The following is a 21,776-nucleotide window of genomic DNA, read 5'->3' as shown; positions in this document are numbered from 1 at the left end:
GGCGCAGCGCCCGCTGGGAGTCCTGCCGGTGGAGCTGCGGCTCCGGGCCCGGCCTCACGGGCTCGAGGCGTACGGCTGCGTGGGAGAGTCGTCGCCGGTGTCCCGGCCGTCGGCGATCCGGGCCGCCGGGGTGACGGCGTGGTGGGCGCCGGGAGCACCGGTCTCGGGCAGGTCGTGCTGGGTGAACATGCCGATGAGCAGCCGGACGGGCAGATCGGCCTCGGTCGGGTAGCGGAAGCCGCGCTCGGGGTTGAGGGTGTAGTGGTTGCGGCGTCCGACCTTGCCGTCCGGATCCGGGTGTCCCCGATCACCGGGACGCGCGGGAGGCTCGCTGCGTCCCTCACCCGCGTCTGCGGACGGACCCGCTCGTTCCTGGCCCGATCACGAACGCGCAGGTGTCGCGGCGCGTCCGGGCCGATGGGCCGCCGCGACGAGGCCGGCGTCCGCCGACGCGGCGCCCGCAGCCGCTTCCTCCTCGGACCGCCGGGCCCGGCGGCTTCCCCAGACGAACAGGTAACGGCGGATGATCTGAACCGTGGGCGGGGCCAGCGGGTGGAAGGTCACCACGATGTGCTGGCCGATGCCGTCGGCGGCGTCGCGCACGATGGTGACTTTCCCGATATGACTCAGGATTCCGGTGCTGAGCACCACCTGGACGTGCAACTCCTCGCCCACGGCGAGGTCGGAGGCCGGCGCCCAGCAGCGCAGTGCCTTTTCGCTCAGGTCCAGCAGGGTGCTGTCGAAGGTGACGGCGGGCTGGGCGGCCAGGGTGGAGATGCGCATCTTCTCCCCGCCGCCGCCGCGCTCGTGCTGGCGACGGCCGGCCTGGCGCGGCTCGCCCAGCGGACGCAGGTGCCAGCGCTCCACCGGGCCGGCGGTGATGTGCTCCAGCAGGACCGGCAGCACGACGCGGCCGCCCTCGTCGATCCAGAACACCGTCAGGTGGCTGCCCACCTCGGCGGCCACCAGCTTCTCGGCGCCGGCGGGCGCGGTGACGATGATCGCGTCAGGGGTGATCGCCTCCAGCCGGGAGCGGTGCCCGGTGTCGTCGTCGACGCAGATGTACAGGGCGCTTTTCGGTAGCGGAAGCTGGCTCATGGGCGACACCTTGTGATCATGGGGGATGAGGACGAGAGCGGAGTGTCTGCGGCAGGCGGCGCAGCGGCTTGGCCTTTTACCGGCTCGCTCGGCATCGCGGCCTCGTGAGGCTTGTCGGACGGTGCACTCATGCAGAGTAGGTGAGCACGTTGTGTGCTTCATCCATCACTCAGAGCGTTTCCGTCTGATCGCCGCGTGGGCGCGCATCCGGAAGCCCTGCGGTGACCGATCGGCTGAGAACCGGGGCTGATCCAGGACGCCCCGGCTGCCGGCGGGGCCCGCATACTGATCACCATGAGTCCGAAGGTGACCATGGTGTTCGTCCGGAACGGCCGGGTGAGCTCCGACCGCGTCTCCGGCGCGGACCTCAGCCGCCTGCTCGATGGGCCCGACTTCCTGGTGGACCTGTACGGGAGCTGGGCCGGACCCGGCAGCGGGCTGGAACACGGGTGGGACCGGGGCGGGGTCCTCGTCGACCTCGACGCTCGCTTCCTGCTGTTCCGCACCAGCCTGGGCCCGCTGGCCGACAGTCACGGCCTGCGTCGTGCCGTGCTGGCCGTACTGGGCGATGCCGCGCTCGCCGAGCGGGAACGCGCGGAGGGGACCGGGTGGTGGGACTGGGCGGGCTGGACGGTGCGCTGGGCCGAGCGGGGGCTGGCCGACTTCGTCGCCCGGCTGGACCTGCCGCCCGACCTCCTGGGAGGCGGCTGCGAGCGGGAGCCGGCCGCGCTGGAGCAGGTGCTGGAGCGCATCGGCCTGGCCGGCACCGTCATCGGCGACATCGCTCAGACGTGGGAGGAGTACCGCGCCGAGCCCCGCCTCGTCCACCCCGGCTACCCCGCTCATCGGGAAACCGTGCTGAGTGTGCGTTTCGGCGACGGACGGCTGGGCGACTTCGGGTGTGACGTGGACGTCTTCGAGGTGCTGAGCGTGGGACCCGCGCTGGTGGAGGCATTGGCCGATCGCGACCCGGTGCCGGTGCCCGATGAGTTCTTCGCCGGGTCGGGGATCCTCATCGACGTGACGGCCCGCGAGGTGTGGGCGTGGCCGCCGCCGACCTGCCCGGCGGAGGCGGCGGTGGCGGGCGCCTGGCCGGGCTGGCGGGTGCGCTGGCACGATGAGGGGCTGCCTGGCCAGGTGACGCGGTCGGGGCGCGATCCCGCGCCGATCCGGCTGGCGCCCCGGCTGCTGTTGCTGGAGGCGGCCGAGTGGGCGGGGCTGAACCAGCAAGCGGTGCTGGAGGAGTATGACGCGGTGGGCCGCTTCGCCGGCCCCGCTCCCGCCGTCCCCGCCGACGGAACCGCCGGGGGCGGCGACCGGTGGCACAGGTGGCTGAGCGAGCGGCGGCGCCGGCGGGCCCGGCCCCTGCCGCCGGAGGTCCAGTGGCGGATCGACGAGCCCCGCCGCCGCGCCGCCAGAGAGCGCCGGTTCGTCGAACTGCTGCTGACCCACGGAGACCGCCGCCGGCACTGACGGGCCGCGGCGAGGCAGGCGGACGCCCGGCGCGGGCGCTTCTCGCCGGGCAGGGGAGGAGGCCGCCCGGACGGCTGTCAGTGCTTGAGGTAACCCACCAGCAGGTCCGCCAGGGCGTCCGGCCTGCTGAGGGGGACGCAGTGGCCGCCGGAGATCTCGTCGGGCACGACGCCCAGGCGTTCTCGCGCGAGCCCGCGGAAGAAATCGGCCGGGAAGAAGCGGTCGTCCTTGCACAGGATGAACTTCGTGGGCACGTCCGGCCAGGCTTTCAGCGGCCAGGGCTCGTCGCCCACGCGCGGGGATTCGTCACGCTCCCGGCGCATGGCCTCCTCGGCCAGCTCACGCGGGACATCATGGTAGAAGCTCTCGAACGGATCATCGATGCCGGCCAGGCCCGCGTCCTGTCTGGCCCGCACGCACCCGGTGGCCTCCCACCAGTCGTCCGGCCGCTCGCCGGGGGCCGGGATCATCCCCGCCAGCAGGACCAGAAGGTCCGCCGGGAGCCGGTCGGCGACCAGGGGCGCGGTGAAGGCGCCGTAGGAGTGGCCCACGACCACGAGGTCCCGCCGGTCGCCGACGGCCGTGGTGACGGCCTCGGCGTAGTCGTCCAGCCCTGCGGAGGCGTTCTCCGACGGCAGGTCGGGGGCGACCGTGTCATGTCCCCGCGAGCGCAGTTCGGCTTCGAGGAGATGCCAGGCCCAGCCGCTGTCGCCGCCACCGTGGATCAGCACGAAGGTTGACATTCCCCATAGGTACAGGACGTGACCGACAAAAACGGTCCCGGTCCGGGGCCGCTCCGGCGACGCGACCTCCGGCGGACCCTTCCAGGCGGGTGCGCGGCAGTCCGCGTGATGATCGGCAGCAGCAGGCGGGAGACATCACGAAGGGGCCCGCCCGGCGAAGTGCCGCCGGATGCGGGGCGCAGGTCGGAGCCCGCCGGTCGACGTGACCGGCGGGCTCTTCCGCTGCCCGGATCTTCAGGCCGATCCGTGCGCGGCTCAGAAGAAGCCTTCTTCGGTGTTGGAGTCGTCGCTGATGGTCCCGCCGTCGCCGTCGATGAACTTCGCGGTGATGTAGACCTCGTCACCCCTGTTGCCGAAGCTGTCGTCCTCGTTGAGGAACGACCCCGGCGGAACCTCCCAGGTGTAGTTCAGCCGGATGCCGTCCGGTCCCGCGGTCAGGCCGTGGTCCCCCCTGTACCAGGTGATGGGGCCGTAGATGACCGAGTCGGTGCCCGGGTCGCTGCCGTAGAAGCGCACCTGGATCCTGCCTCCGTGGATCAGGTAGCCGTTCGCGTCGTACTCGTTCATGGGCACGTGGACGCTCAGCGTGATGGTGCGGGCGGCGGGGACGCCGGTGTTGAAGCCGATCTCGAGCTCGGCGACGATCTCGGTCGCCGCCTGGGCGGGCGTCGTGGCCAGCCCGATGACGCCGACGGCGGCCACCAGCGCGGCGGCCAGCTTGGTACGGATTCTGTTCATGACGTGATTTCTCCGGTTCGCGGTCGCCGGGCTCGCGGCCGGGCGATCGAGGGGCAGGGCATGCGGCGGGCCGCTCATCCGTACGGCGTTCCATCCCGTTCCACGGGGTTCCCCGGGCCGTCCGGCGATCTCATACTTGAGAAGTCCGGCGCCCGCGCGCCTGAGAGAGGCACGCCTGCTCGCGCTGCGTGAGCGGGTCCGACGCCCGCGCGCCTGAGCGATCAGCGGGCTCGAGCGAATCGTTCCCGGTAGGCGGAAGGGCTGAGGCCGGTCTGCCGCCGCATCTGCGCGCGCAGGTTGGCGGCGCTGCCGAGGCCGCTCGCCCTGGCCACCGCGTCCAGTCTGGTCTCCCCGCGCTCGATGAGCCGGCAGGCCAGGGAGACGCGTTCGGCGGTGAGCCAGGCGAGCGGGGTGGTGCCGAGCTCGGCCTGGAAGCGCCGGTGCAGGGTCGCCGGGCTGACGGCGGCGCGGGCGGCGAGGTCGGCGACGGCCAGCGGGCGGTCCAGGTGTTCCTGCGCCCAGCTGAGCAGAGAAGCCAGCGAGGTGTCCGGCACGCCGGGCACGGGACGTTCGACGAACTGCCGCTGGCCGCCGTCGCGGTGTACGGCGAACACCAGGCGCCGGCTCACCGCGTTGGCGATCTCGGCGCCGTGGTCGCGGCGGACGAGGTGCAGGCCGAGGTCGAGGGCGGCCGCGCTGCCGGCGGAGGTCAGCACGTCGCCGTCGTCGACGAACAGCACGTCCGGCTCGAGCCGTACGGCGGGGAAGCGGGAGCGGAACAGCTCCGCCCAGCGCCAGTGCGTGGTGGCCCGGCGCCCGTCGAGCACGCCCGCGGCGGCCAGGGCGAACGCTCCGGTGCAGAAGCTCACCAGCCGCGCGCCGCGCCCGGCGGCGCGCCGGACGGCCTCCAGGACCGCCGGGGCCGGTTCCGTCTCCGGGTCGGGCCGGTTGGGCACGATCACCGTGTCCGCGTGCTCCACCGCCTCCAGCCCGGTGACGCCCGACATCGTGAACAGCCCGGCGTGCATGACCACCTCGCCCCCCGCGGCGCAGAGGCTGAAGTCGTACCACGGCCTGTCCAGCTCGGGACGGCGCAGGCCGAACAGCTCGGTGGCCACTCCCAGCTCGAACGGGTTCGAACCGGCATCGACGATCATCACGACCCGATGCGAGGATCCTTGCGGCATATGCGATTTCTAGCACTCACCCCTGCGCGGGGCGAACCGGCAGAGTGACCCGGGTGAGAAACGAACCGATCGAACTGCGGGCCGTGCTGGACTCCTTCGCGGAGCTGTGGAGCCCCCGGATCGTCACCCGGGTGAACGACTACGACGTCCGGGTCGCCAGGGTCGAGGGCGAGCACATCTGGCACGCCCATGACGACACCGACGAGTTCTTCCTCGTGCTGGACGGCGAACTGCTCATCGCCCTGCGCGACGGCGGCGACCCCGCGGCGGAGCGGACCGTCGCCCTGCCCGCGGGGTCGGTGTTCGTCGTCCCGCGCGGGACCGAGCACAAGCCGTCCTCGCCCGCCGGCGCCTCGATCCTGATGTTCGAGCCGACCGGCACCCTGAGCGTGGGCGATCGGCATGAGGCCGTGCCCTCGCACATCGAGGCCACCACGGGTCACGCCCTCGGCGGTCCGGCATAGAGCGGGTCCGGCCTGCAGCGGGTCCGGCCTGCAGCGGGTCCGGAGTGGAGCCGTCCGGAATGGAGCGGTCCCGCGCGGGGACGCCGTCGCCGCAGGCCGTCACCGATGGGCGGCGGGCGATGACAGGCGGGCCCGCAGGCCGTCCGCGCCGGGACCGGACAGGTGCGGCAGGGCGGCCGTCCGGCCGGTCAGCACCAGCAGGATCGTCCCGATGGAGCCCTCGACCCGCCGTCCCTGCCCCATCGACCAGGGGTAGTCCGCGGCGACGAGTTCGAATCCGCTCATCTTCCGCTGGGCCCAGAAGGGCCAGCCCGTCCGCTCCCAGGCCCGGGTCGCCGCGGCGGCCGCCGCCCGCGGCGGCATGGGCCGGTCCCGGCCGAGCGGGATCGTGATGTCCTGCCCGTGCACGAGGACGTCGAGGAGCGGCTCGAAGGGGGTGAGGCCGGGGGCCTTCTTGCGCGAGCCCACCATGGCGCGGAGCATGGCGCTGTAACGTTCCACGGGCAGCCTGGCCTGGTCCAGGGCGGTTTCGTGGATCATGCGGTTCATGTTCCCGCGGGCCCGCAGCAGCCAGTACGCCATCTTCGGGATGCTTCCCCCGTGGGCGAGCGTCAGATGGGCCGCGACGTCGCGCACGCTCCAGCCGTCGCACAGGGACGCGGTCGCCCACTCCTTCTCGGACAGGTCGTCGAAGAGGTCTGCGAGAGTGGACCGCTCGTGGTCGATCGCTTGCCATACCTCATCGCGGTTCATCTCGGCCTCCTGTTGTCGCCGCCCGCAATCTGGTACGATAATGGAACTAATTTAGTTCGATAATCTGTCCGGCGTCAAGAGAGGGCGGATGAACGAGGGGCCACGCCGGAGTGAGATGAACCTCGGCATGCTGTGCTTCATCCCCGCGCGGGAGATGGAAGCCCGGGTCATGAAGGCCGTGATCGCGGCCGGGTTCGACGACATCACCCTCGCGCAGAGCCGGGTGTTCCAGCGGATCGGCTCGGCGGGCACGCGGGTGACCGACCTGGCCGAGCAGGCCCGGGTCACCAAGCAGACGGCCACTTTCCTGATCGACCAGCTCGAGAAGGCCGGTTACGTGGAGCGGGTGCCGGACCCGAGGGACGCACGGGCCCGGCTGGTGCGGATCGCCGCCCGCGGAAGGGCGGCGATCGAGGTCGCCATGGAGGCCGAGGCCGAGGTCCAGGCCGAGTGGACGCGGCACCTCGGCAAGCGGGACGCCGACAATCTCCGCCGCATCCTCACCCGGCTGCGGGAGATCGCCGATCCCTACCGGTGATCGTCGAGTCCCCGGTCTCCGCCGCCGTGCGGTCTCCGCCGGTGGTATCCCGCCCCGGCCCGGGGTGGGGTCACAGGCCGGGGCGGGACGATCAGGCCGCCGTGACGAGGAGGGACCGGCGGGCGGCGCGGGGGAGCGGGGGGCGGTGCGGGGCGATGGCGCGGCCGTCGGGCAGCAGCTCGCCGGTGTCGTCGAACAGCACGACGCCGTTGCACAGGAGGGTCCACCCCTGCTCGGGGCGGAAGGCCACGGGGCGCGCGGCTTCGCGGTCGGATGCGTAGGCCGGGGGACAGTGGGGTTCGTGGTGGCACATGGGGGGCCTCGGTGATCATCTCGGTTACGGGTGCTGGCCGTCGAACACCCTCAGCATCGCCCCCGGCCGCGAGCCGGTCTCCGTACAAATACCGCCGGCGCCGCTGTGTGGAGAAGTACGGGATCCGGCGGCCGGTCTCAGGCGGTCTCAGGCGGTCTCAGGCGGTCTCAGGCGGTCCAGGGCTTTTTACGGCCCCGCCGTGTGTACGGCTCCCTGGTCGCCGTCCCGGCCTCCCCCGGCACTTCCGGCATGCCCACTCTCATCGACCGGATCCTCGGCCTCTGGCTGGAGCCGCCCGCCGACCCCGCGGCCGCCGAGGCGGCCTTCCGTGCGATCTACGCCGACCCGCTGTCCGTGAACGACGCGGTCCTGACCGCCGCCGACCTCGTCCGGCGGGCCCGTGCCCTGCACCGGACCTACGCCGATCTCCGGATCGAGCCGGTGGAGACGATCGAGACGCCGGGCCGGATCGTTCTCGGCCTGCGCATGCACGCCCGCCAGGTCGGCCCGCTGGAGACGCCCCTGGGCACGGTGCCCGCCACCGGCGGGGCCGTACGGCTCCGCACGGTCGAGATCCTCACGGTGGAGGACGGCCTGGTGACCGCCGTCTGGATGGCCGCCGACGAACTCGACGTGCTCCGCCAGCTCACGGCCGGCGGGCCCGCGGGCGGTCACGTGATCGACCCGGACAAGACCGTGGAGATCCGTTCCCGCACCGGCCTTCCCCGCGCGGCCCTTCCCCGGACGCGGTGATCGCGGCCCCGGGGCGCCGGGGTCAGCGGCCGCCGAGGACGGCCCAGCCGTGGGCGGGCACGAGACACGGATCCCCGGGGGCCTCCCACGACGACTCCAGTACGGCCAGGCCCTCGGTCCCGACCGGGAAACGGCGGGGCTCGTCGTCCACGTTGAGCAGGGTGAGCAGCTCGCGGCCGGGACGGTCCGGATCGGCCGAGACCAGCGCGACGGCCCGGTTGTCCAGGTATGGCACGGCGGTGCGTGCCCGGACCAGCCACGGATGGCGGCGGCGCAGCCCGATCAGCCGCCGGTGCAGCCGGTGGACCGGCCGGCCGGCGGGGGAGAGCCCGTCCGGGGTGGCGGGAAACGCCGGGCGGACCGCGTCGTCCCCGCCGGCCCGCTCCTCCTTGACGCCGTGGAAGCCCTGCTCGTCGCCGGAGTAGACGCTGGGCACGCCGCCGACGGTGAACAGCACGGCCAGGGCGTGGCCCAGGTGGCGGGCGTCGGCCAGACGGCTGGCCAGCCGGGTCACGTCGTGGTTGCCGGTGAAGGTCAGCGGCGCGAAGGTCTTCAGGAACCCGTTGTGCCGCTCCAGGGCCCAGGCCAGCTCGTAGAAGTTGCCGTCGTTGAGCGAGCTCCAGATCGCCTTCCACAGCTCGTACTGGGTGACCGAGTCCAGCCCGCTCTCGCCGACGTAGGCGGCGTAGTCGCCGTGGAGCACCTCCCCGGCGAACCAGGCGTCCGGGTGGCGCGGGCGGACCCGCTCCAGGGCCCGCCGCCAGAAGTCCGGGGGCACCGCGTAGGCGGCGTCGAGCCGCCAGCCGGAGGCGCCCCGGCCGAGCCAGTGGTCCATGACCCGCACGACGTGGTCGAGCACGGCGGGCTCGCCGTGGTCGAGGGCGACGAGGTGGTGGTGGCCCTCGAAGGTGTCGTAGTCCGCGCCGCCGGGGGAGCGGCGGAACCAGGCGGCGGCGCGGGGGTCGGCGCCCGCCTGTTCGAACACGGGGAAGCCCCGGGCGACATGGTTGAACACCCCGTCCAGGAGCACGCGCAGGCCCCGGTCGCGGGCGGCGGCGACCAGCCGGTCGAAGTCGGCGTCGTCGCCGAGCCGGGGATCGACGCGGAAGTGGTCGACCGTGTCGTAGCCGTGGGTCTCCGAGTCGAAGATCGGGCCCAGCTGCAGGCCCGAGCAGCCCAGCTCGACGGCGTAGTCGAGCCAGTTCTCCAGGTGCCGCAGGCGGTGCCGTACCGGCTCGGCGGCGGGGAGGGCGGCGGGTTCGGCGCCGGTGAACCCGAGCGGGTACACGTGCCACCAGATCGCGTGGTCGGCCCATGACGCCACGGTCGCTCCTTCACCGGCGGTCCCCGAGGGGAGGCGGTTGACTTCGAGGCTGTTGACTGCGGGACGGTCGGCTCCGGGTGTTTCCGGCCCATCAGGTTCTCCCATGAATGGCGTACCGGAAACCGCAATTCCAGTGATTCTCGTATCGCATGCCACATTGCCGCCGCCGTGTTGTGGCGGAGGGCCATAGATCGCGACCGGCGGGCGGGGCCAGGATCGGCTCTCCACCGCCGTGACACGTCAGGGGACGACCGTGCCGAGCCTGAGACGTTCCGCCACCGGGACCACCGTTCTCCTCGCCGCCCTGCTCCTCGCCTCCCCGCTCCCGGCGACAGCCTCTCCGCCCCGGGCGCCGGCGGTCCCGCCCGCCGGCGTCGTGACCGCGGGCGAGCGGGACCGGCGGCCCTGGCTCGACACCGGCAGGCCCGTCTCCGAGCGGGTGGAGCTGCTGCTCAAGGCGATGACGACGGACGAGAAGCTGAACATGGTGCGCGGTCACGGCCTGGCGCTGATGCCGCGCGGCCGGGTCAAGGGCGTCCCCCGGCTCGGGATCCCCGAACTGCGCATGCACGACGGCCCGCACGGCGTCAGCGACGTCAAGGGCGTGACCGCCTTCCCCGCGCCCATCACCCTCGCCGCCACCTGGGACACCGCCCTGGCCCGCCGCTTCGGGGCCGCCCTCGGCGCGGAGGCCCGGGGCAAGGGTGTCAACGTGCACCTCGCGCCCGCCGTGGACATCCTGCGGGTGCCCCAGTCGGGCCGGGTCTGGGAGAGCTTCGGAGAGGACCCCCACCTCACCTCGGCGCTGGCCGCCCAGGAGGTCAGGGGCATCCGCAGCCGGAACGTCATCCCCACCGTCAAGCACTACGTCGGCAACAACCAGGAGACCGACCGCATGCTCGTGAACGCGGTCATCGACGAGCGCACGCTGCGGGAGATCTACTACCCGCCGTTCGAGGCCGCGGTCGAGGCCGGGGCCGGGGCGGTCATGTGCGCCTACAACCGGGTCAACGGCGCCTACGCCTGCGAGAACCGCAAGACGCTCACCGCCGACCTGAAGAAGTCCATGGGCTTCGACGGCTGGGTCATGTCCGACTGGCTGGCCACCCGGAGCGGGCAGAAGGCCGCGCGCGCCGGGCTCGACCAGGCGATGCCGGACGACCCGCTGTTCTCCGTCAACCTGCGGGCGGGGCTGGCCTCGGGGAGCTTCCCCGAGGCCCGCCTGGACGACATGGTCCGCCGGGTGCTCACGCCGATGATCGCCGACGGGCTCTTCGAGGGCGGGTACGGCGCACCCGGCCGGAACGTCCGCACCGCGGCGCACACCGCCCTGGCCCGCGAGATCGCGATATCCGGGACCACGCTGCTGAAGAACCGGGGCGGTCTCCTGCCCCTGTCCAAGGACACCGGCGACATCGCCGTCATCGGGACCGCCGCCCACGACGACGTCCGGATCACCTCGGCGGGGTCCGGGCGGGTGCTGCCGCCGTACGTGGTCACGCCGTACGAGGGCATCGAGGAGCGCGCCCGCGGTGAGGTGACCTACACGCCGGGGGACGGCGAGGGGGAGTCCGGGCTGCGCGCCGCCGCCGAGGCCGCGCGCGAGGCCGACGTCGCCGTGGTCGTGGCGGGGCTGGTCACCGAGGAGGGGGAGGACCGCGAGAGCCTGCGGCTGCCCGGGAACGCGGACAAGCTGATCGAGACCGTCATCGCGGCCAACCCGGACACGGTGGTCGTGCTCACCAGTCCCGCGCAGGTCCTCATGCCCTGGGCCGGGAAGGCGAAGGCCGTGGTCTCGTCCTTCCTCGGCGGGCAGGAACTGGGCAACGCGCTGGCCGCCGTGCTGTTCGGCGACGCCGACCCCGGCGGGCGCCTGCCGATGACCGTCGCCAGGCGCGCGTCCGACTATCCGGCGAGCACCCGCGGGCAGTTCCCCGGGGTGGGCCTGCGGCAGGTCTACAGCGAGCGGCTGCGCGTCGGCTACCGGCACTTCGACGCGACCGGCGTCGCGCCGCTGTTCCCCTTCGGGCACGGGCTGTCCTACACCACGTTCTCCTATCGGGGGCTGTCGGTCTCCGGGACCACGGTGCGGGTCACGGTGCGCAACACCGGTCCGCGGGCGGGCGTCGCCGTACCGCAGCTGTATCTGGGCTTCCCCGGGGGAGCGGGGGAGCCGCCGCGGCAGCTGCGCGGGTTCGCCAAGGTACGGCTCGCGCCGGGGAAGTCGGCCACGGTCGCCTTCCGCCTCCCGGAGCGGGCGTTCCAGATCTGGCGCGGCGGGAAGTGGGTGACGGTGCGCGGCGGCCACACCGTGCATGTCGGGGCCTCCTCGCGGGACCTGCCGCTGCGCGGGACGATCCGCCGCTGAGCGCGGTCCGGGGCGGGGCCGGGCCCTCGGGACGAGTCCCGGTCCTCGTAACGGGAGCGGCCGCCCGGGTATGAACGCGGGACGCCCCTTCGGCTGGGCGGAAGGAAGTTCTAGACTGGCCCGAACGACTAGAATGGAGTTCGGTAGCGATGCGGATCGGACTGTACCTCGACGAGCCCCAGGGCCCGGAAGCGCTCGGCAAACTGCGGGACCGGATCGCCCGCACCGCCGATGAGGGCTTCCCCTCGGCGTGGGTCTCCAACATCTTCGGCCTCGACGCCCTGACCGCGCTCGCCGTGGCGGGCAGCCAGGTGCCCGGAATCGAGCTCGGCACCGCCGTCGTGCCGACCTACCCGCGCCACCCCGCGGTCCTGGCCCAGCAGGCGCTCACGGTCAACACCGCCCTGGAGGGGAGGCTGGCACTCGGCATCGGGCTCTCGCACCAGATCGTCATCGAGGGCATGTACGGCTACAGCTTCGACAAGCCCGCCCGGCACATGCGCGAATACCTGTCCGTCCTGGTGCCGCTGGTGCGCGGGGAGCAGGTGGAGTTCGAGGGCGAGACCCTCACCGCGAAGATCGGCCTCAGCACCCCCGGCACGGGTGACATGCCGGTGCTCATCGCCGCGCTGGCCCCGCGCATGCTCAAGCTCGCCGGCGAGGTCGCCGACGGCACCGTGCTCTGGATGACCGGCCCCAAGACCGTCGCCGAGCACGTGGCCCCGGCCGTCACCGAGGCGGCCCGGGCGGCGGGACGGCCCGCGCCGAGGATCGTCTGCGGGCTCCCGATCTGCATCACCGACGACGTCGAGGCCGCCCGCGCCCGCGCGGCCGAGGTCTTCGCCGTCTACGGCCACCTGCCCTCCTACCGGGCCATGCTCGACAAGGAGGGCGCGGAGGGCCCGGCCCAGGTGGCGCTCATCGGCGACGAGGACACCGTGGCCGCCCAGCTGGAGACGCTCGCCAAGGCCGGGGTCACCGACTTCGCCGCCTCCGAGTTCGGCCGCGACCAGCGCACCAGGGACTTCCTCAAGTCCCTGCTGTGACCTGACGGGGCGACGGCCCGCCCGCGGCGTCGTCGCCCCGCCAGTGGCCGACCAACCCGGCGTACACGGGTGACCGGGCCAGCAGTTCACGGTGCGATCCGGTGAGCGCGGCCGCGCCGTCCATCACCAGGACGCGGCGGGCCCTGCGGGCGGAGCTGATGCGGTGGGCGATCACGATGAGGGTGCCCTCGCGGGCGGCGAACGCCGTCTCCGCGCGCAGTTCGGCGGCGGGGTCGAGGTGGCAGGTCGCCTCGTCCAGGACGACGACACGCGCCGGGGACGCGTAGGCGCGGGCCAGGGTGATGAGCTGCCTCTCCCCGGCCGAGAGCGCGGCCGGCTCCTCGATCACGGCGTCGAGCCCGCCCAGTCGTCCGACGAGCGCGCGGGCGCCCACGGCGTCCACCGCCTCCCGAACCCGCCGGTCCGCGGTCCGCGGGTCGGACGGGCAGAGGTAGGCGAGGTTCTCGCCCAGCGTCCCGGCGAAGACGTAGGCCTCCTGCGGCACCAGCGCCATCACGGTCCGCAGGAGGTGCTCGGGTATCGCCTCGAGCGGAAGGCCGCCGAGCCGTATCCGGCCGCCGGTGGGCCGCTGAAGCCCGGTCAGCAGCATGGACAGCGTGGACTTGCCGACGCCGCTGGGACCGACCACGGCCAGGTGCTCCCCTTCGGCGACGGTCAGGTCGAGGCCGTGCACCACGGGCGCGGCCCGGGAGGCGTAGGCGAAGCTCAGCCCCTCCACCTCCAGCCGGTGGCCGGACGGCGGGCGCCCCGGCAGCGGACGCTCCGATAGCGGGCGACCCGGCAGCGGGCGGCCCGGCGTCACGGCGCCCGGGACGGCCGCGCGACCGGCTCCGTCCCGAGCGGCCGGGGTCGGAGCGGGCGGGGTGGGGGCGGCCGGGGTCGGAGCGGGCGGTCCGGGCGGGATCCGGGCGGGGACGGTGACGGTCTCGGCGAGCCTGCCCAGGACGACGGTGAGGGTCACGCCCCAGGAGCCGACGACGCCGACGAGCATGCGCATCGCCGGGTCGAGTCCGGTCGCCAGGTAGGCCGCCGCGCCGACGACCTCGCCGGGGCTGAGGCGGCCCGCCTCGATCAGCGGCCGGGCGGCGATCAGCAGGCCCGCCAGCGGCAGGTGCGCGCCGAGCGTGACGACGAGCCGCCGGCTCACACCCGCGCGGGCCAGCGCCCGGGTGGCCGCCGCCTGGACGGCGACGGCGGACTCCACCGCGGCGTGCGCATGCGCCCGCGCTCCGCAGGCGGCGATGTCCCGCAGACCCGACAGGATCGGAGTGGCCCGGGCGGCGAGGTCCTCGTCGGCGAGGATGAGCGCGCGCTGACGGGCCAGGAGTAAGGGCATCATCCTGGCGAACACGGCCAGTGCCGCGGCGACGGGCACGGCGACGGCGGCGGCGACCACAGGGGACAGGATCAGCAGCCCGCCCAGCGCGGCCACCAGCGACATGCCCAGCGTGCGGGCGCTTCGCAGCAGCGCGGAGACCAGGTTCCGCACCGTCTCCACCTGCTCGGTGAGGCGGGTGGCGGCGGCGGGGTCCGGCGCCTCCCCGCCGGCGGCCCGGGTCACGGTGGCGGAGACGAGCGCACGGACCAGGTCGTCGCGGAGCGGCTCGACCACCGCGGCCAGGCAGGGGAACATCATCCGCATGGCCACGGCTCTGAGGAGCATCGCGAACCCGAGCAGGCCGAGCCAGGCCAGGCCGGCGCCCGGCCGCCCGGCGAGGAAACCGCCGTCGAGGGCCGCGGCGACGAGCAGCCCGGACAGCAACGCCGGGATCGCCTCGACGAGGGACCAGGCCGCGGCGGCGGCCAGCGGACGGCGGCGGGGCCGCAGCAGCGCCGGCAGCAGCCGCCACCCGCTTCCGCTCGCCGGGCCGTGACCTGCCGGGCCGTGACCTGCCGGGCCGTCACCCGCCGGGCCGGCGGCGGCGGAGGGTGCGGCGCTCCGTCCGGGCAGGGGGAGCCTCATGAACGGGCCGGGCACGGGTCCTCCTGATCCTGCGGGGACGCTTCGCCTGTGATGGCGAAGGGGAGTCTCACGGACGGGCCGGGCACGGGTCCTCCTGATCCTGCGGGGACGCTTCGCCTGCGGCGGCGAACAGGGCCCGGTAGTCCGGGTCCCGCCAGAGCCCGCGATGAGTGCCGCGGGCCCGTATCCGCCCGTCCTCCATCCAGACCACCAGGTCGGCGCGGGCGGCGGTGGCGACCCGGTGGGCTACGACCAGCCGGGTGCGCCCGCGCATCCCCTCCAGCAGAGTGCGGGTCACCTGGGCCTCCGTGGCGGTGTCGAGGCCGGAGGTGGCGTCGTCGAGGACGGTCAGGCGCGCCCGCCGGACCAGCGCGCGGGCCAGCCCCAGCCGCTGGAGTTCACCGCCGGACAGCGGGGCGGCGTCGGCCGGGGTGCCGTACCCCTCCGGGAGGCGGCCGATCACGTCGTCGACGTGCGCGGCGCGTGCCGCCTCCCGGACGGCCTCCCGGTCGACCGCGGGCAGGCCGTAGGAGACGGCCTCGGCCAGATCGCCGCCGAGCAGCACCGGACGTTCGAAGGCGTAGGCGACGGCGGCGCGCAGCGCGTCCGGGTCGATCTCCCGCAGCGGGCGTCCGTCGAGCAGCACCTCGCCCCGGTCGGGATCCGTCAGCCGTCCGGCCAGCAGGGCCAGTGTGCTCTTGCCTGCGCCGGAGCGCCCCACGACGGCGGTCAGCGACCCGGCGGGGACCTCCAGATCCACGTCCTCCACCGGCGCGGTGTTCTCCCGCACCACCGTGACACCGCGGAACGAGAGCGCGCCGGGACCCTCGGGCGGCGGGCGGGTGCCGGCGGAGGGAACGGGCAGGCCGAGCACCTCGCAGATCCGCCGGGCCGCCGAGCGGGAGTGCGCCAGGGCCATCAGCGCGTCGGTCTGGTCGACGAAGGACAGGCCCAGCGCGGTGTATCCGGCCGCGGCCAGCAGCTGCCCCGGCTCCAGGCGGCCGTCGGCGACGCCCAGCCCGGCCGCCCCGAGCACCGCCACCTCGATGAGCGGCAGCAGCAGGGCGATCTTCCACACGCTGCGGGCCTGCGCCCGCCACAGGGCGTGCCCGGATCCGGAGAGCTCCGGCAGCGGGGCGAGGATCCGGGTGATCTCCCGGTCGGCGCTGCCCGAGGCCCGCACCGTGCGGATGCCGGCCAGGGCGTCGGTCAGGCGGGCGGCCAACCGGCCCTGCGCCCCCTGGTAGTCGTCGTACAGGTCCGAGACCCGCTCGACGAACACGCGGATGAGGGCGACCGCGGCGGGCGCGCCGGCCACGAAGGTGAGCCCCACCCGCCAGTCGATCACGAACAGGGCGACGACGCCGCCGACGGAGGTGACCAGTCCGGTCGCGATGCCCACCAGCGTCACCGGAACCCGTCCGGCGGTCGCGGTGTTGCCCACCAGCCGGTTGACCAGCTCACCGGTCGGCGACCGGCGGGTCTCGGCGATGTCGAGCGAGAGCAGGTGGGCGGTGAGTCGCACCCGCAGGGACGACGTGGCGGAGGCGGTGGCGGCGGCCCCGGCCAGCATGCCGGCGATCTCGGCGCACGCCGTGAGGGCCAGCACCAGGATCAGGCACACCGTGGCGGTCCGCGGTTCGCGGCCGGTCAGGGCCTCGTCCACCGCGGAGGCCAGGACGGCGGGCAGGACCAGCACGGCGGCGGAGGAGGCGAGGGAGGCCGCGGCGACCACCGCCAGCGGCGCCCGGGGACCGCGCGCGAGGGAGACGAGCAGGCGGTCACCGTGTTTCCGCGTCTCCCGCTCGCGCGACGGGTCCGGCACGGGGTCTGGCATCGTCTCCCTCTCTGTGTGGTGGATCCGTCGGGACGGCGGCCCCGCGCTTCCGGCGGGGCGGGAACCCGCCCCGCCGGAAGGTCTATCGGGAGCCCGGCCCGTCACGCCGCGGTGAACGCCCGCCGGCGCTCACCCGCGGTCCTCGGGCGGGAACTGCGGGGATCAGTACGTGTACCCGGAGCCGTTGCAGCTGTTGAAGCAGGTACGGATGTTGACCTCGCAGGTGGAGTTGCAGTCGCGGAGCTGGGTCTCCTCGATCGCGGGGAGCATCTCCAGGGCGTTGATGTCGAGTTCCATCGCGGTTCCTTTCTTCTTGCCGGTTTCTTTCGGGGGCGTCACCCCGTCCGGGGTGACCGCCGGTCACGTCCGGGCAGGGACGTGACCGGCCACCGACGAGGCCCCGGCGGGTGTCCGCCCGGGCTCGCCGGAGGTCTACGGAGGGCCGTGCCGATCGCACGGCGGCCGACGGCGGTCCGCTCCCTCGCTGAGGAAGCCGACGACGCGGTCGAGGACGAGGTGCCCGCCGGCCTCGGACAGCGGATCGTGGCCAGCGCCGGCGACCTCCAGGTAGGTCAGGCCGGCGCCGTCGCGGTGCCCGCTCTCGCGCAGCCGGTCGCGCAGGCGCCGGGAGTGGGAGACCGGGATGACCGGATCCCGGTCACCGTGGACGATGAGCAGGGGCAGCCGCATCCGGCCGGCCAGCCGCAACAGGTCGCGGGGGCCGAGGTCGTCGTCGATCTCCTCCCGGCCGCCGAGCCGGTCGATCAGGTTGCGCACCTCGGGCGGCCCGTCGTCGTGCAGGCGCCGCCCGGACAGGAACGGGGCGACGACCGCGGCGCGCGCCCACAGGCCGGGCCGGGCGGCGGCGGCCAGCAACGCCAGGTAGGCGCCGTAGCTGGGGCCGTACAGCATCGGCCGTTCGAGGGACGGCCCGCGCGCGGCGGACAGGGCGCGGCCCAGATGCAGGACGTCGTCCAGGTCGGGTCCGCCCCAGGCGCCGCGGACGGCGTCGCGGTGCGCCGCGCCGTATCCGGTGCTGCCCCGCTGGTTGGGCGCGACCACGGCGATCCCCGCGGCGGCCAGGCGCCGGAACAGCGGGTCGAAGCCGAGCCGCCAGGAGGACTCGGGGCCGCCGTGCAGCGCGAGCACCACCCGGCGGGCGGTGTCGGGGTCGCCGTACACGACGGCCTCGATGTCTCCCGCCGGACCGTCGTAGGCGCGCACGGGGGGCCGCGCCGGCCGCGGACGGGAGAGGCGCCGGGCGGCACGCGACCGGGACGGCCGGAGCACGGTGATCGGGCCGGGCGGGTGGTCGGGCGTGCTGTGGACCAGGTGGAGCCCGGCGTCACCCCAGTGGGCCCTGCGGTACAGCACGCCCGCCGGGAGGCCGACCTCCCGGCAGGCGTCCTCCACCAGGTCGTGCAGGAGCAGGTGGGAGCGGGCGCCGCGGGTGACCGCCAGCGCCAGGCGCCGTCCGGCGGGGTCCAGGGCCAGCGGGGTCACGCCGCCCTCGATCGCGTTCAGCCGGTCGGGGAAGGCGGTGGGCCCCTCGTCGCCGCGGCGCCGGACGCCCAGCCGGTAGGCGCCGTCGCGGCGTGCGGCGGTGAGCAGCACCCCGGGGCGGGGGGCCGCCAGCAGCAGGTGCTCGTCACCGGCCAGGCCGTCCAGAGGGGTCAGGACGCCGCGTGAGAGGTTCAGCACCACGGTGCCCCCCGTCCCGGCCCGGCCGGAGGCCAGCGCGAGGCGGTCGCCGGTCCCGTCGAGCCAGATCCCTCCGTTGACCAGGACGGGGAGCTCGGCGATCCGCTCGGGCGGCTCGTCCCGGCCGGACAGCCGCCAGACCGTGGTCGTCCGGTCCGCGCCGGCCTCGAAGGCCAGGGCGGCGGTTCCGGGCGCCGGGCCGGCGATGAGCCTGAGGGCGGGACCGCCGACGGTGGCCAGCAGGCGCTCCTCGGCCGGGGCGTCGCCGTCCCGGGAGGGGACGGCGAGCAGGAGACGGTGCGCACCGCCGTCCGGACGGCACAGCAGCACGCGGCCGTCGTCGGTGGCGACGAGCGCGGTCTGCGGGTTCTCTCCGCCGGAGCCGCGCAGGGTCCGGGCGCGCGGGCCGTCCCCCGTGAGGTCCCACAGCTCCGGCGCCAGGCGGTGGCCGCGGCGCGCCAGGCAGGCGGCGTACCGCCCGCCCCCGGAGAAGCAGAAGCCGCTCCGCCGGACGTCCTGGAGGACCCCTCGTCCGGTCCCGGCGACGACCTGGTCCGTCACGTCCGCGCCCGCCGCGCCGCGCCGGCGGCCGCCGGGTCCGGCGGGCCGTCACCGGGCGGGTCGGCCATCCAGGGGCGCGGCCCGCCGTGGCGCAGCCGGTGCAGGAAGTCCAGCACACCGGCCAGGCCGGTGTTCCAGCCGACGGTCACCTCGGTCGTGCTCTCGTCCGGGACCACCAGCAACCCGTCGCGGACGACGGCGCGCGCCCACAGGCACCCGGCCAGTTCCTCGGCCAGCTCGTGGTAGACCGGCTCGCCCAGGACGCCGGCCATGTCGAGGAGGAACTGCCCGTCTCCGGCGAGCCCGTGGCAGGCCGCCGTCCCCGAGCTCAGGCGGTGCGCGTGCACGGCGACCGCGGCGCCCCTGGCGGCGTCCAGGAGACGCCGGTCACCGGTGGTCGCGTACAGGCGGATCAGGAACGTGCCCACCCCCGAGGAACCGCTGCACCAGTGCGGGAGCCTGTCCTCCCCGCCGGGGGCGCCCGGCCACCAGACGGCGTCGCCCTGGCGGTCGGCCGCGGCCAGCAGGGTCTCCCCGGCCGCCACGGCCGTCTCCAGGCAGTCCTCGCGCCCCAGAGCGGCGCCCGCGGCCAGCAGGAAGGCGCCGACCCCGGCGACGCCGTGGGCGAAGCCGTAGTGCACCACGCCCGCCAGCCCGGAGTCGAAGTCCTCCGGAATGGGCCACAGCACCGTCCCGGGGGTGCGCCGGGCGGCCTTCAGCAGCGCGTCGGCGCACTCTCCGGCCCGCTCGCGGAAACGGGCGTCACCGGTGGCGTACCAGAAGTGCAGCAGGGCCAGCCCCGTTCCGGCCAGGCCGTGGCACACGTCCGGGTTCGGCCAGTTCGTCGGCAGGTCCAGCGCGAGACCGGCGCCGGCGGCGCGCAGAGCGTCGTCGCCGAGCGCGCGGCCGGCCTCGTGGAGACCCCAGGCGATCCCGGCGCGGCCGAAGTACAGCCCCGGGGAGGGCCGGTGCTCACCGGCGAGGCGGCGCGCCGTCCAGCCCGCCGCGTCCCTGAGCCCCGCCGGCAGCCCGGCGTGCGGCCCCGGAGGTTCCGTCCGCGCCGGCCGGGCGGAGGCCGTGGCGGGCTCGTGCCCCGCCAGCGAGGCGAGCAGGGTGAGCACTCCGGCCGTTCCGTACTGCACGGCGCACGGATCGGTGGTCGCCCCGTATCCGTTCGCCCCCTTGACGGGCCACAGCGCGGCGCGCGCCTCCGGGTCGGCGACCGCGGCCGGGGAGATCGTCCGCAGGATGTGGGCGAGCCCGTCGCCGAGCAGGCGATCCTGCTCGGCCGTGCCCAGCCGGTAGCCGTCCGGAGTCCCGGCGCGGGCCGCCGGCGGGAGCGGTACGGCGGCCAGGCCGTCCAGGAACGCCCGCGCCCGCTCCAGATCCCAGCGCCGTTCCGGCTCCTGCCTCATCAGACCGAGGAAGAGCGGGACCAGCGCCGTCGCCACCGGATCGCCCGCGGTGGCGACGCTCACCAGCGTGCCCAGCCGCGCGTCCCACGACCGCGTCCCGGCGGGCCGGTCCTCCGCCAGCAGCGGCTGGCAGTCGGTGGCCATGAAGAACACCGTCGCCCCGAGCGCGAACAGGTCGGCCTCCGGGCCGGGGGCGGGGCCGTACTCGGCGCCCCGGACCTGTTCGGGCGGAGCGTAACCGGGGGTGAACGTCCTCACCACCGGCGTGCCGGGCGCCGCGGCCGTCTCCAGGTCGATCAGCAGGCAGTCGTCGCCGGTGACGATGACGTTGTTCGGCGTCAGGTCCCGCAGCACGTATCCCCGGCCGTGCACCACGGCGACCAGGGCGGCCAGCCGCCGGGCCAGTCCCACCACCGCGGCGCGGCGATCCGGGTCCGGCGGGGAGAACCGTCGCCTACCGGCCCATTCGGTGAGCACGCTCCCGGAGAGGCGCTCCTGGGCGAGGAAGAGGCTGTCGTCCTGCTCGAACAGCTCCACCTTGCGCGCCGTGACGCCCAGCGGGGCGAACAGGTCGAGCATGCGCGCCTCGTGGCGGAGCCGGTCGCGCCCGTCCCGCCCGTGCAGGCCGGCGCCCAGGTGCGGGCGGGCGTGCTTGACCACCACCTGACCGCCGGTCTCCCGGTCCTCGGCCAGGAAGACCCCTCCCTTGGCGCCGTGCCGGACGGCCTGGCGCACCACGAACCGGCCGCCCAGCAACACCGCCTCCGGCACGGTGGTCCGGGCCGGCGCCCGGCCGGACTCGAACGGGCACCGCGCCCACTCCGGAGGGGAGTACCACGCCTTGCGCTCGTCGGTCACCCTGGTGCCGTCGGGCGCGGTCAGCCGCGAGGTGTAGGTTCCGTCGTTGTCCAGCTCGCCGGGGGCGGAGAACACCCCGAAGCGGTAATGCACCAGGCTGCCGGGCAGGTAGGCGCGGTCGGACAGGATCGGCGGGCCGGGCAGGCCGGAGGTGGCCCGGTGCAGTTCCTCGGCGATCGCCACGGCGGTCTCGTCGTCGGGCGGGTAGACCGTGACGAACTTGCCCACGGATCCGCGATCCCGCTCACGCGACAGGAGGGCGCCCGTCTCGCCGAGCGTGGCGGCGAACTTGAACGGGCAGCGGCGGCGGCCCAGCACCTCCGCCACCCGTGCCAGCACCACGGGGGCCGACAACGGCGTCGCCGACACGTGGAGCTTCCAGCCCTGGGCGCGCCGCACCGAACCCGCCGGAGCCGCATAGGTCCACGGCGTGCCGGGGTGGATCTCCCAGCCGGGCAGGAGCCGTCCGGCAGGAGGGACGGGGCCTCCCGCGCCGGCGTCCGCCACGTCCGCGGCCCGGCCCGCCGCCCGCCCCAGGGTCGCCCTGGCGATGTCCTCCAGCAGATGGCGATCCCCGTCCGGACGTCCGCCCTCACCCGTACTCCGCGCAGCCACGCCTCTC

19 protein-coding genes are annotated in these 21,776 nt (G+C 74.7%); 6 read left to right on the top strand and 13 right to left on the bottom strand.

Annotated features, from left to right (window positions below):
• Positions 1-54: 54 nt before the first annotated feature.
• Together Plo01_RS41105 and Plo01_RS28330 are read right to left on the bottom strand one after the other, a co-directional pair.
• Complete coding sequence (locus Plo01_RS41105) at positions 55-189, bottom strand: hypothetical protein (RefSeq protein WP_275415430.1); 135 nt, start codon at positions 187-189, stop codon at positions 55-57.
• Positions 190-381: 192 nt separating this feature from the next.
• Entirely contained in the window at positions 382-1,098 is a 717-nt protein-coding gene (locus tag Plo01_RS28330; protein ID WP_203893760.1) for a PilZ domain-containing protein, read from the bottom strand.
• A gap of 294 nt (positions 1,099-1,392) precedes the next feature.
• Between Plo01_RS28330 and Plo01_RS28325 the strand changes: the two genes are divergently transcribed.
• Positions 1,393-2,571, top strand: coding sequence for a hypothetical protein (locus Plo01_RS28325; protein WP_203893759.1), 1,179 nt, complete (start codon positions 1,393-1,395; stop codon positions 2,569-2,571).
• A 77-nt stretch (positions 2,572-2,648) separates the two neighbouring features.
• On the opposite strand, the gene Plo01_RS28320 is transcribed toward Plo01_RS28325, so the two are convergent.
• The 3 genes from Plo01_RS28320 to Plo01_RS28310 form a co-directional block, all read right to left on the bottom strand.
• Positions 2,649-3,314, bottom strand: a complete 666-nt coding sequence (locus Plo01_RS28320; protein WP_203893758.1) for an alpha/beta fold hydrolase — start codon at positions 3,312-3,314, stop codon at positions 2,649-2,651.
• A 255-nt stretch (positions 3,315-3,569) separates the two neighbouring features.
• Positions 3,570-4,052 (bottom strand): hypothetical protein, encoded by a 483-nt coding sequence (locus Plo01_RS28315; protein ID WP_203893757.1) that lies wholly within the window; start codon positions 4,050-4,052, stop codon positions 3,570-3,572.
• A gap of 221 nt (positions 4,053-4,273) precedes the next feature.
• Positions 4,274-5,209, bottom strand: a complete 936-nt coding sequence (locus Plo01_RS28310) for a helix-turn-helix domain-containing protein (RefSeq protein ID WP_239317232.1) — start codon at positions 5,207-5,209, stop codon at positions 4,274-4,276.
• A gap of 83 nt (positions 5,210-5,292) precedes the next feature.
• Here Plo01_RS28310 and Plo01_RS28305 point away from each other — a divergent pair, with 83 nt between their 5' ends.
• The gene (locus tag Plo01_RS28305) at positions 5,293-5,703 is read left to right on the top strand and encodes a cupin domain-containing protein (RefSeq protein ID WP_203893755.1); all 411 of its coding nucleotides are present in this window, start codon (positions 5,293-5,295) and stop codon (positions 5,701-5,703) included.
• Positions 5,704-5,802: 99 nt separating this feature from the next.
• Here Plo01_RS28305 and Plo01_RS28300 read toward each other — a convergent pair whose 3' ends face one another.
• Positions 5,803-6,456: a maleylpyruvate isomerase family mycothiol-dependent enzyme gene (locus tag Plo01_RS28300; RefSeq protein WP_203893754.1), complete on the bottom strand. Its 654-nt coding sequence runs from the start codon at positions 6,454-6,456 to the stop codon at positions 5,803-5,805.
• Positions 6,457-6,544: 88 nt separating this feature from the next.
• On the opposite strand from Plo01_RS28300, the gene Plo01_RS28295 reads away from it, so the two are divergent.
• Complete coding sequence (locus Plo01_RS28295; RefSeq protein WP_203893753.1) at positions 6,545-6,994, top strand: MarR family winged helix-turn-helix transcriptional regulator; 450 nt, start codon at positions 6,545-6,547, stop codon at positions 6,992-6,994.
• 91 nt (positions 6,995-7,085) lie between these two features.
• Here Plo01_RS28295 and Plo01_RS28290 read toward each other — a convergent pair whose 3' ends face one another.
• Positions 7,086-7,307, bottom strand: a complete 222-nt coding sequence (locus Plo01_RS28290) for a DUF5999 family protein (protein WP_203893752.1) — start codon at positions 7,305-7,307, stop codon at positions 7,086-7,088.
• 249 nt (positions 7,308-7,556) lie between these two features.
• On the opposite strand from Plo01_RS28290, the gene Plo01_RS28285 reads away from it, so the two are divergent.
• Entirely contained in the window at positions 7,557-8,060 is a 504-nt protein-coding gene (locus tag Plo01_RS28285; RefSeq protein ID WP_203893751.1) for an ester cyclase, read from the top strand.
• Between the two features lie 22 nt (positions 8,061-8,082).
• Here the strand turns inward: Plo01_RS28285 and Plo01_RS28280 are convergent, their stop codons facing one another.
• On the bottom strand, positions 8,083-9,384 hold the full coding sequence (locus Plo01_RS28280; RefSeq protein ID WP_203893750.1) for an alpha-amylase family protein: 1,302 nt from the start codon (positions 9,382-9,384) through the stop codon (positions 8,083-8,085).
• 253 nt (positions 9,385-9,637) lie between these two features.
• On the opposite strand from Plo01_RS28280, the gene Plo01_RS28275 reads away from it, so the two are divergent.
• Together Plo01_RS28275 and Plo01_RS28270 are read left to right on the top strand one after the other, a co-directional pair.
• The gene (locus Plo01_RS28275) at positions 9,638-11,752 is read left to right on the top strand and encodes a beta-glucosidase (RefSeq protein ID WP_203893749.1); all 2,115 of its coding nucleotides are present in this window, start codon (positions 9,638-9,640) and stop codon (positions 11,750-11,752) included.
• A 149-nt stretch (positions 11,753-11,901) separates the two neighbouring features.
• Positions 11,902-12,798 carry a TIGR03564 family F420-dependent LLM class oxidoreductase gene (locus Plo01_RS28270; RefSeq protein WP_203893748.1) on the top strand — a complete coding sequence of 299 codons (897 nt, stop codon included), beginning with the start codon at positions 11,902-11,904 and terminating at the stop codon, positions 12,796-12,798.
• Here the strand turns inward: Plo01_RS28270 and Plo01_RS28265 are convergent.
• The 5 genes from Plo01_RS28265 to lanL form a co-directional block, all read right to left on the bottom strand.
• Positions 12,782-14,797 carry an ATP-binding cassette domain-containing protein gene (locus Plo01_RS28265; RefSeq protein ID WP_239317222.1) on the bottom strand — a complete coding sequence of 672 codons (2,016 nt, stop codon included), beginning with the start codon at positions 14,795-14,797 and terminating at the stop codon, positions 12,782-12,784. The genes Plo01_RS28270 and Plo01_RS28265 overlap by 17 nt on opposite strands.
• A 52-nt stretch (positions 14,798-14,849) precedes the next feature.
• Positions 14,850-16,619 carry an ABC transporter ATP-binding protein gene (locus tag Plo01_RS28260; protein WP_203893747.1) on the bottom strand — a complete coding sequence of 590 codons (1,770 nt, stop codon included), beginning with the start codon at positions 16,617-16,619 and terminating at the stop codon, positions 14,850-14,852.
• 162 nt (positions 16,620-16,781) lie between these two features.
• Complete coding sequence (locus Plo01_RS28255; RefSeq protein WP_203893746.1) at positions 16,782-16,916, bottom strand: ALQxL family class IV lanthipeptide; 135 nt, start codon at positions 16,914-16,916, stop codon at positions 16,782-16,784.
• Between the two features lie 135 nt (positions 16,917-17,051).
• On the bottom strand, positions 17,052-18,881 hold the full coding sequence (locus tag Plo01_RS28250) for a prolyl oligopeptidase family serine peptidase (RefSeq protein ID WP_203893745.1): 1,830 nt from the start codon (positions 18,879-18,881) through the stop codon (positions 17,052-17,054).
• Entirely contained in the window at positions 18,878-21,769 is a 2,892-nt protein-coding gene (lanL, locus tag Plo01_RS28245) for a class IV lanthionine synthetase LanL (protein WP_203893744.1), read from the bottom strand. Before lanL ends, Plo01_RS28250 begins: the two co-directional genes overlap by 4 nt.
• Positions 21,770-21,776 lie beyond the last annotated feature (7 nt).

The organism is Planobispora longispora, assembly GCF_016863135.1.
In the GTDB taxonomy this organism is placed as follows: Bacteria; Actinomycetota; Actinomycetes; order Streptosporangiales; family Streptosporangiaceae; genus Planobispora; species Planobispora longispora.
This window is presented reverse-complemented; position numbering and strand designations above follow the sequence as displayed.

What these genes read in the sequence shown, in the direction of transcription:
- Plo01_RS28260 (WP_203893747.1), bottom strand. Translation starts at nt 16,619, where the DNA reads ATGCCAGACCCCGTGCCGGACCCGTCGCGCGAGCGGGAGACGCGGAAA.
- Plo01_RS28325 (WP_203893759.1), top strand. Translation starts at nt 1,393, where the DNA reads ATGAGTCCGAAGGTGACCATGGTGTTCGTCCGGAACGGCCGGGTGAGC.
- Plo01_RS28315 (WP_203893757.1), bottom strand. Translation starts at nt 4,052, where the DNA reads ATGAACAGAATCCGTACCAAGCTGGCCGCCGCGCTGGTGGCCGCCGTC.
- Plo01_RS28330 (WP_203893760.1), bottom strand. Translation starts at nt 1,098, where the DNA reads ATGAGCCAGCTTCCGCTACCGAAAAGCGCCCTGTACATCTGCGTCGAC.
- Plo01_RS28290 (WP_203893752.1), bottom strand. Translation starts at nt 7,307, where the DNA reads ATGTGCCACCACGAACCCCACTGTCCCCCGGCCTACGCATCCGACCGC.
- Plo01_RS28270 (WP_203893748.1), top strand. Translation starts at nt 11,902, where the DNA reads ATGCGGATCGGACTGTACCTCGACGAGCCCCAGGGCCCGGAAGCGCTC.
- Plo01_RS28295 (WP_203893753.1), top strand. Translation starts at nt 6,545, where the DNA reads ATGAACGAGGGGCCACGCCGGAGTGAGATGAACCTCGGCATGCTGTGC.
- Plo01_RS28255 (WP_203893746.1), bottom strand. Translation starts at nt 16,916, where the DNA reads ATGGAACTCGACATCAACGCCCTGGAGATGCTCCCCGCGATCGAGGAG.
- Plo01_RS28285 (WP_203893751.1), top strand. Translation starts at nt 7,557, where the DNA reads ATGCCCACTCTCATCGACCGGATCCTCGGCCTCTGGCTGGAGCCGCCC.
- Plo01_RS28320 (WP_203893758.1), bottom strand. Translation starts at nt 3,314, where the DNA reads ATGTCAACCTTCGTGCTGATCCACGGTGGCGGCGACAGCGGCTGGGCC.
- Plo01_RS28310 (WP_239317232.1), bottom strand. Translation starts at nt 5,209, where the DNA reads ATGATCGTCGATGCCGGTTCGAACCCGTTCGAGCTGGGAGTGGCCACC.
- Plo01_RS28300 (WP_203893754.1), bottom strand. Translation starts at nt 6,456, where the DNA reads ATGAACCGCGATGAGGTATGGCAAGCGATCGACCACGAGCGGTCCACT.
- Plo01_RS41105 (WP_275415430.1), bottom strand. Translation starts at nt 189, where the DNA reads ATGTTCACCCAGCACGACCTGCCCGAGACCGGTGCTCCCGGCGCCCAC.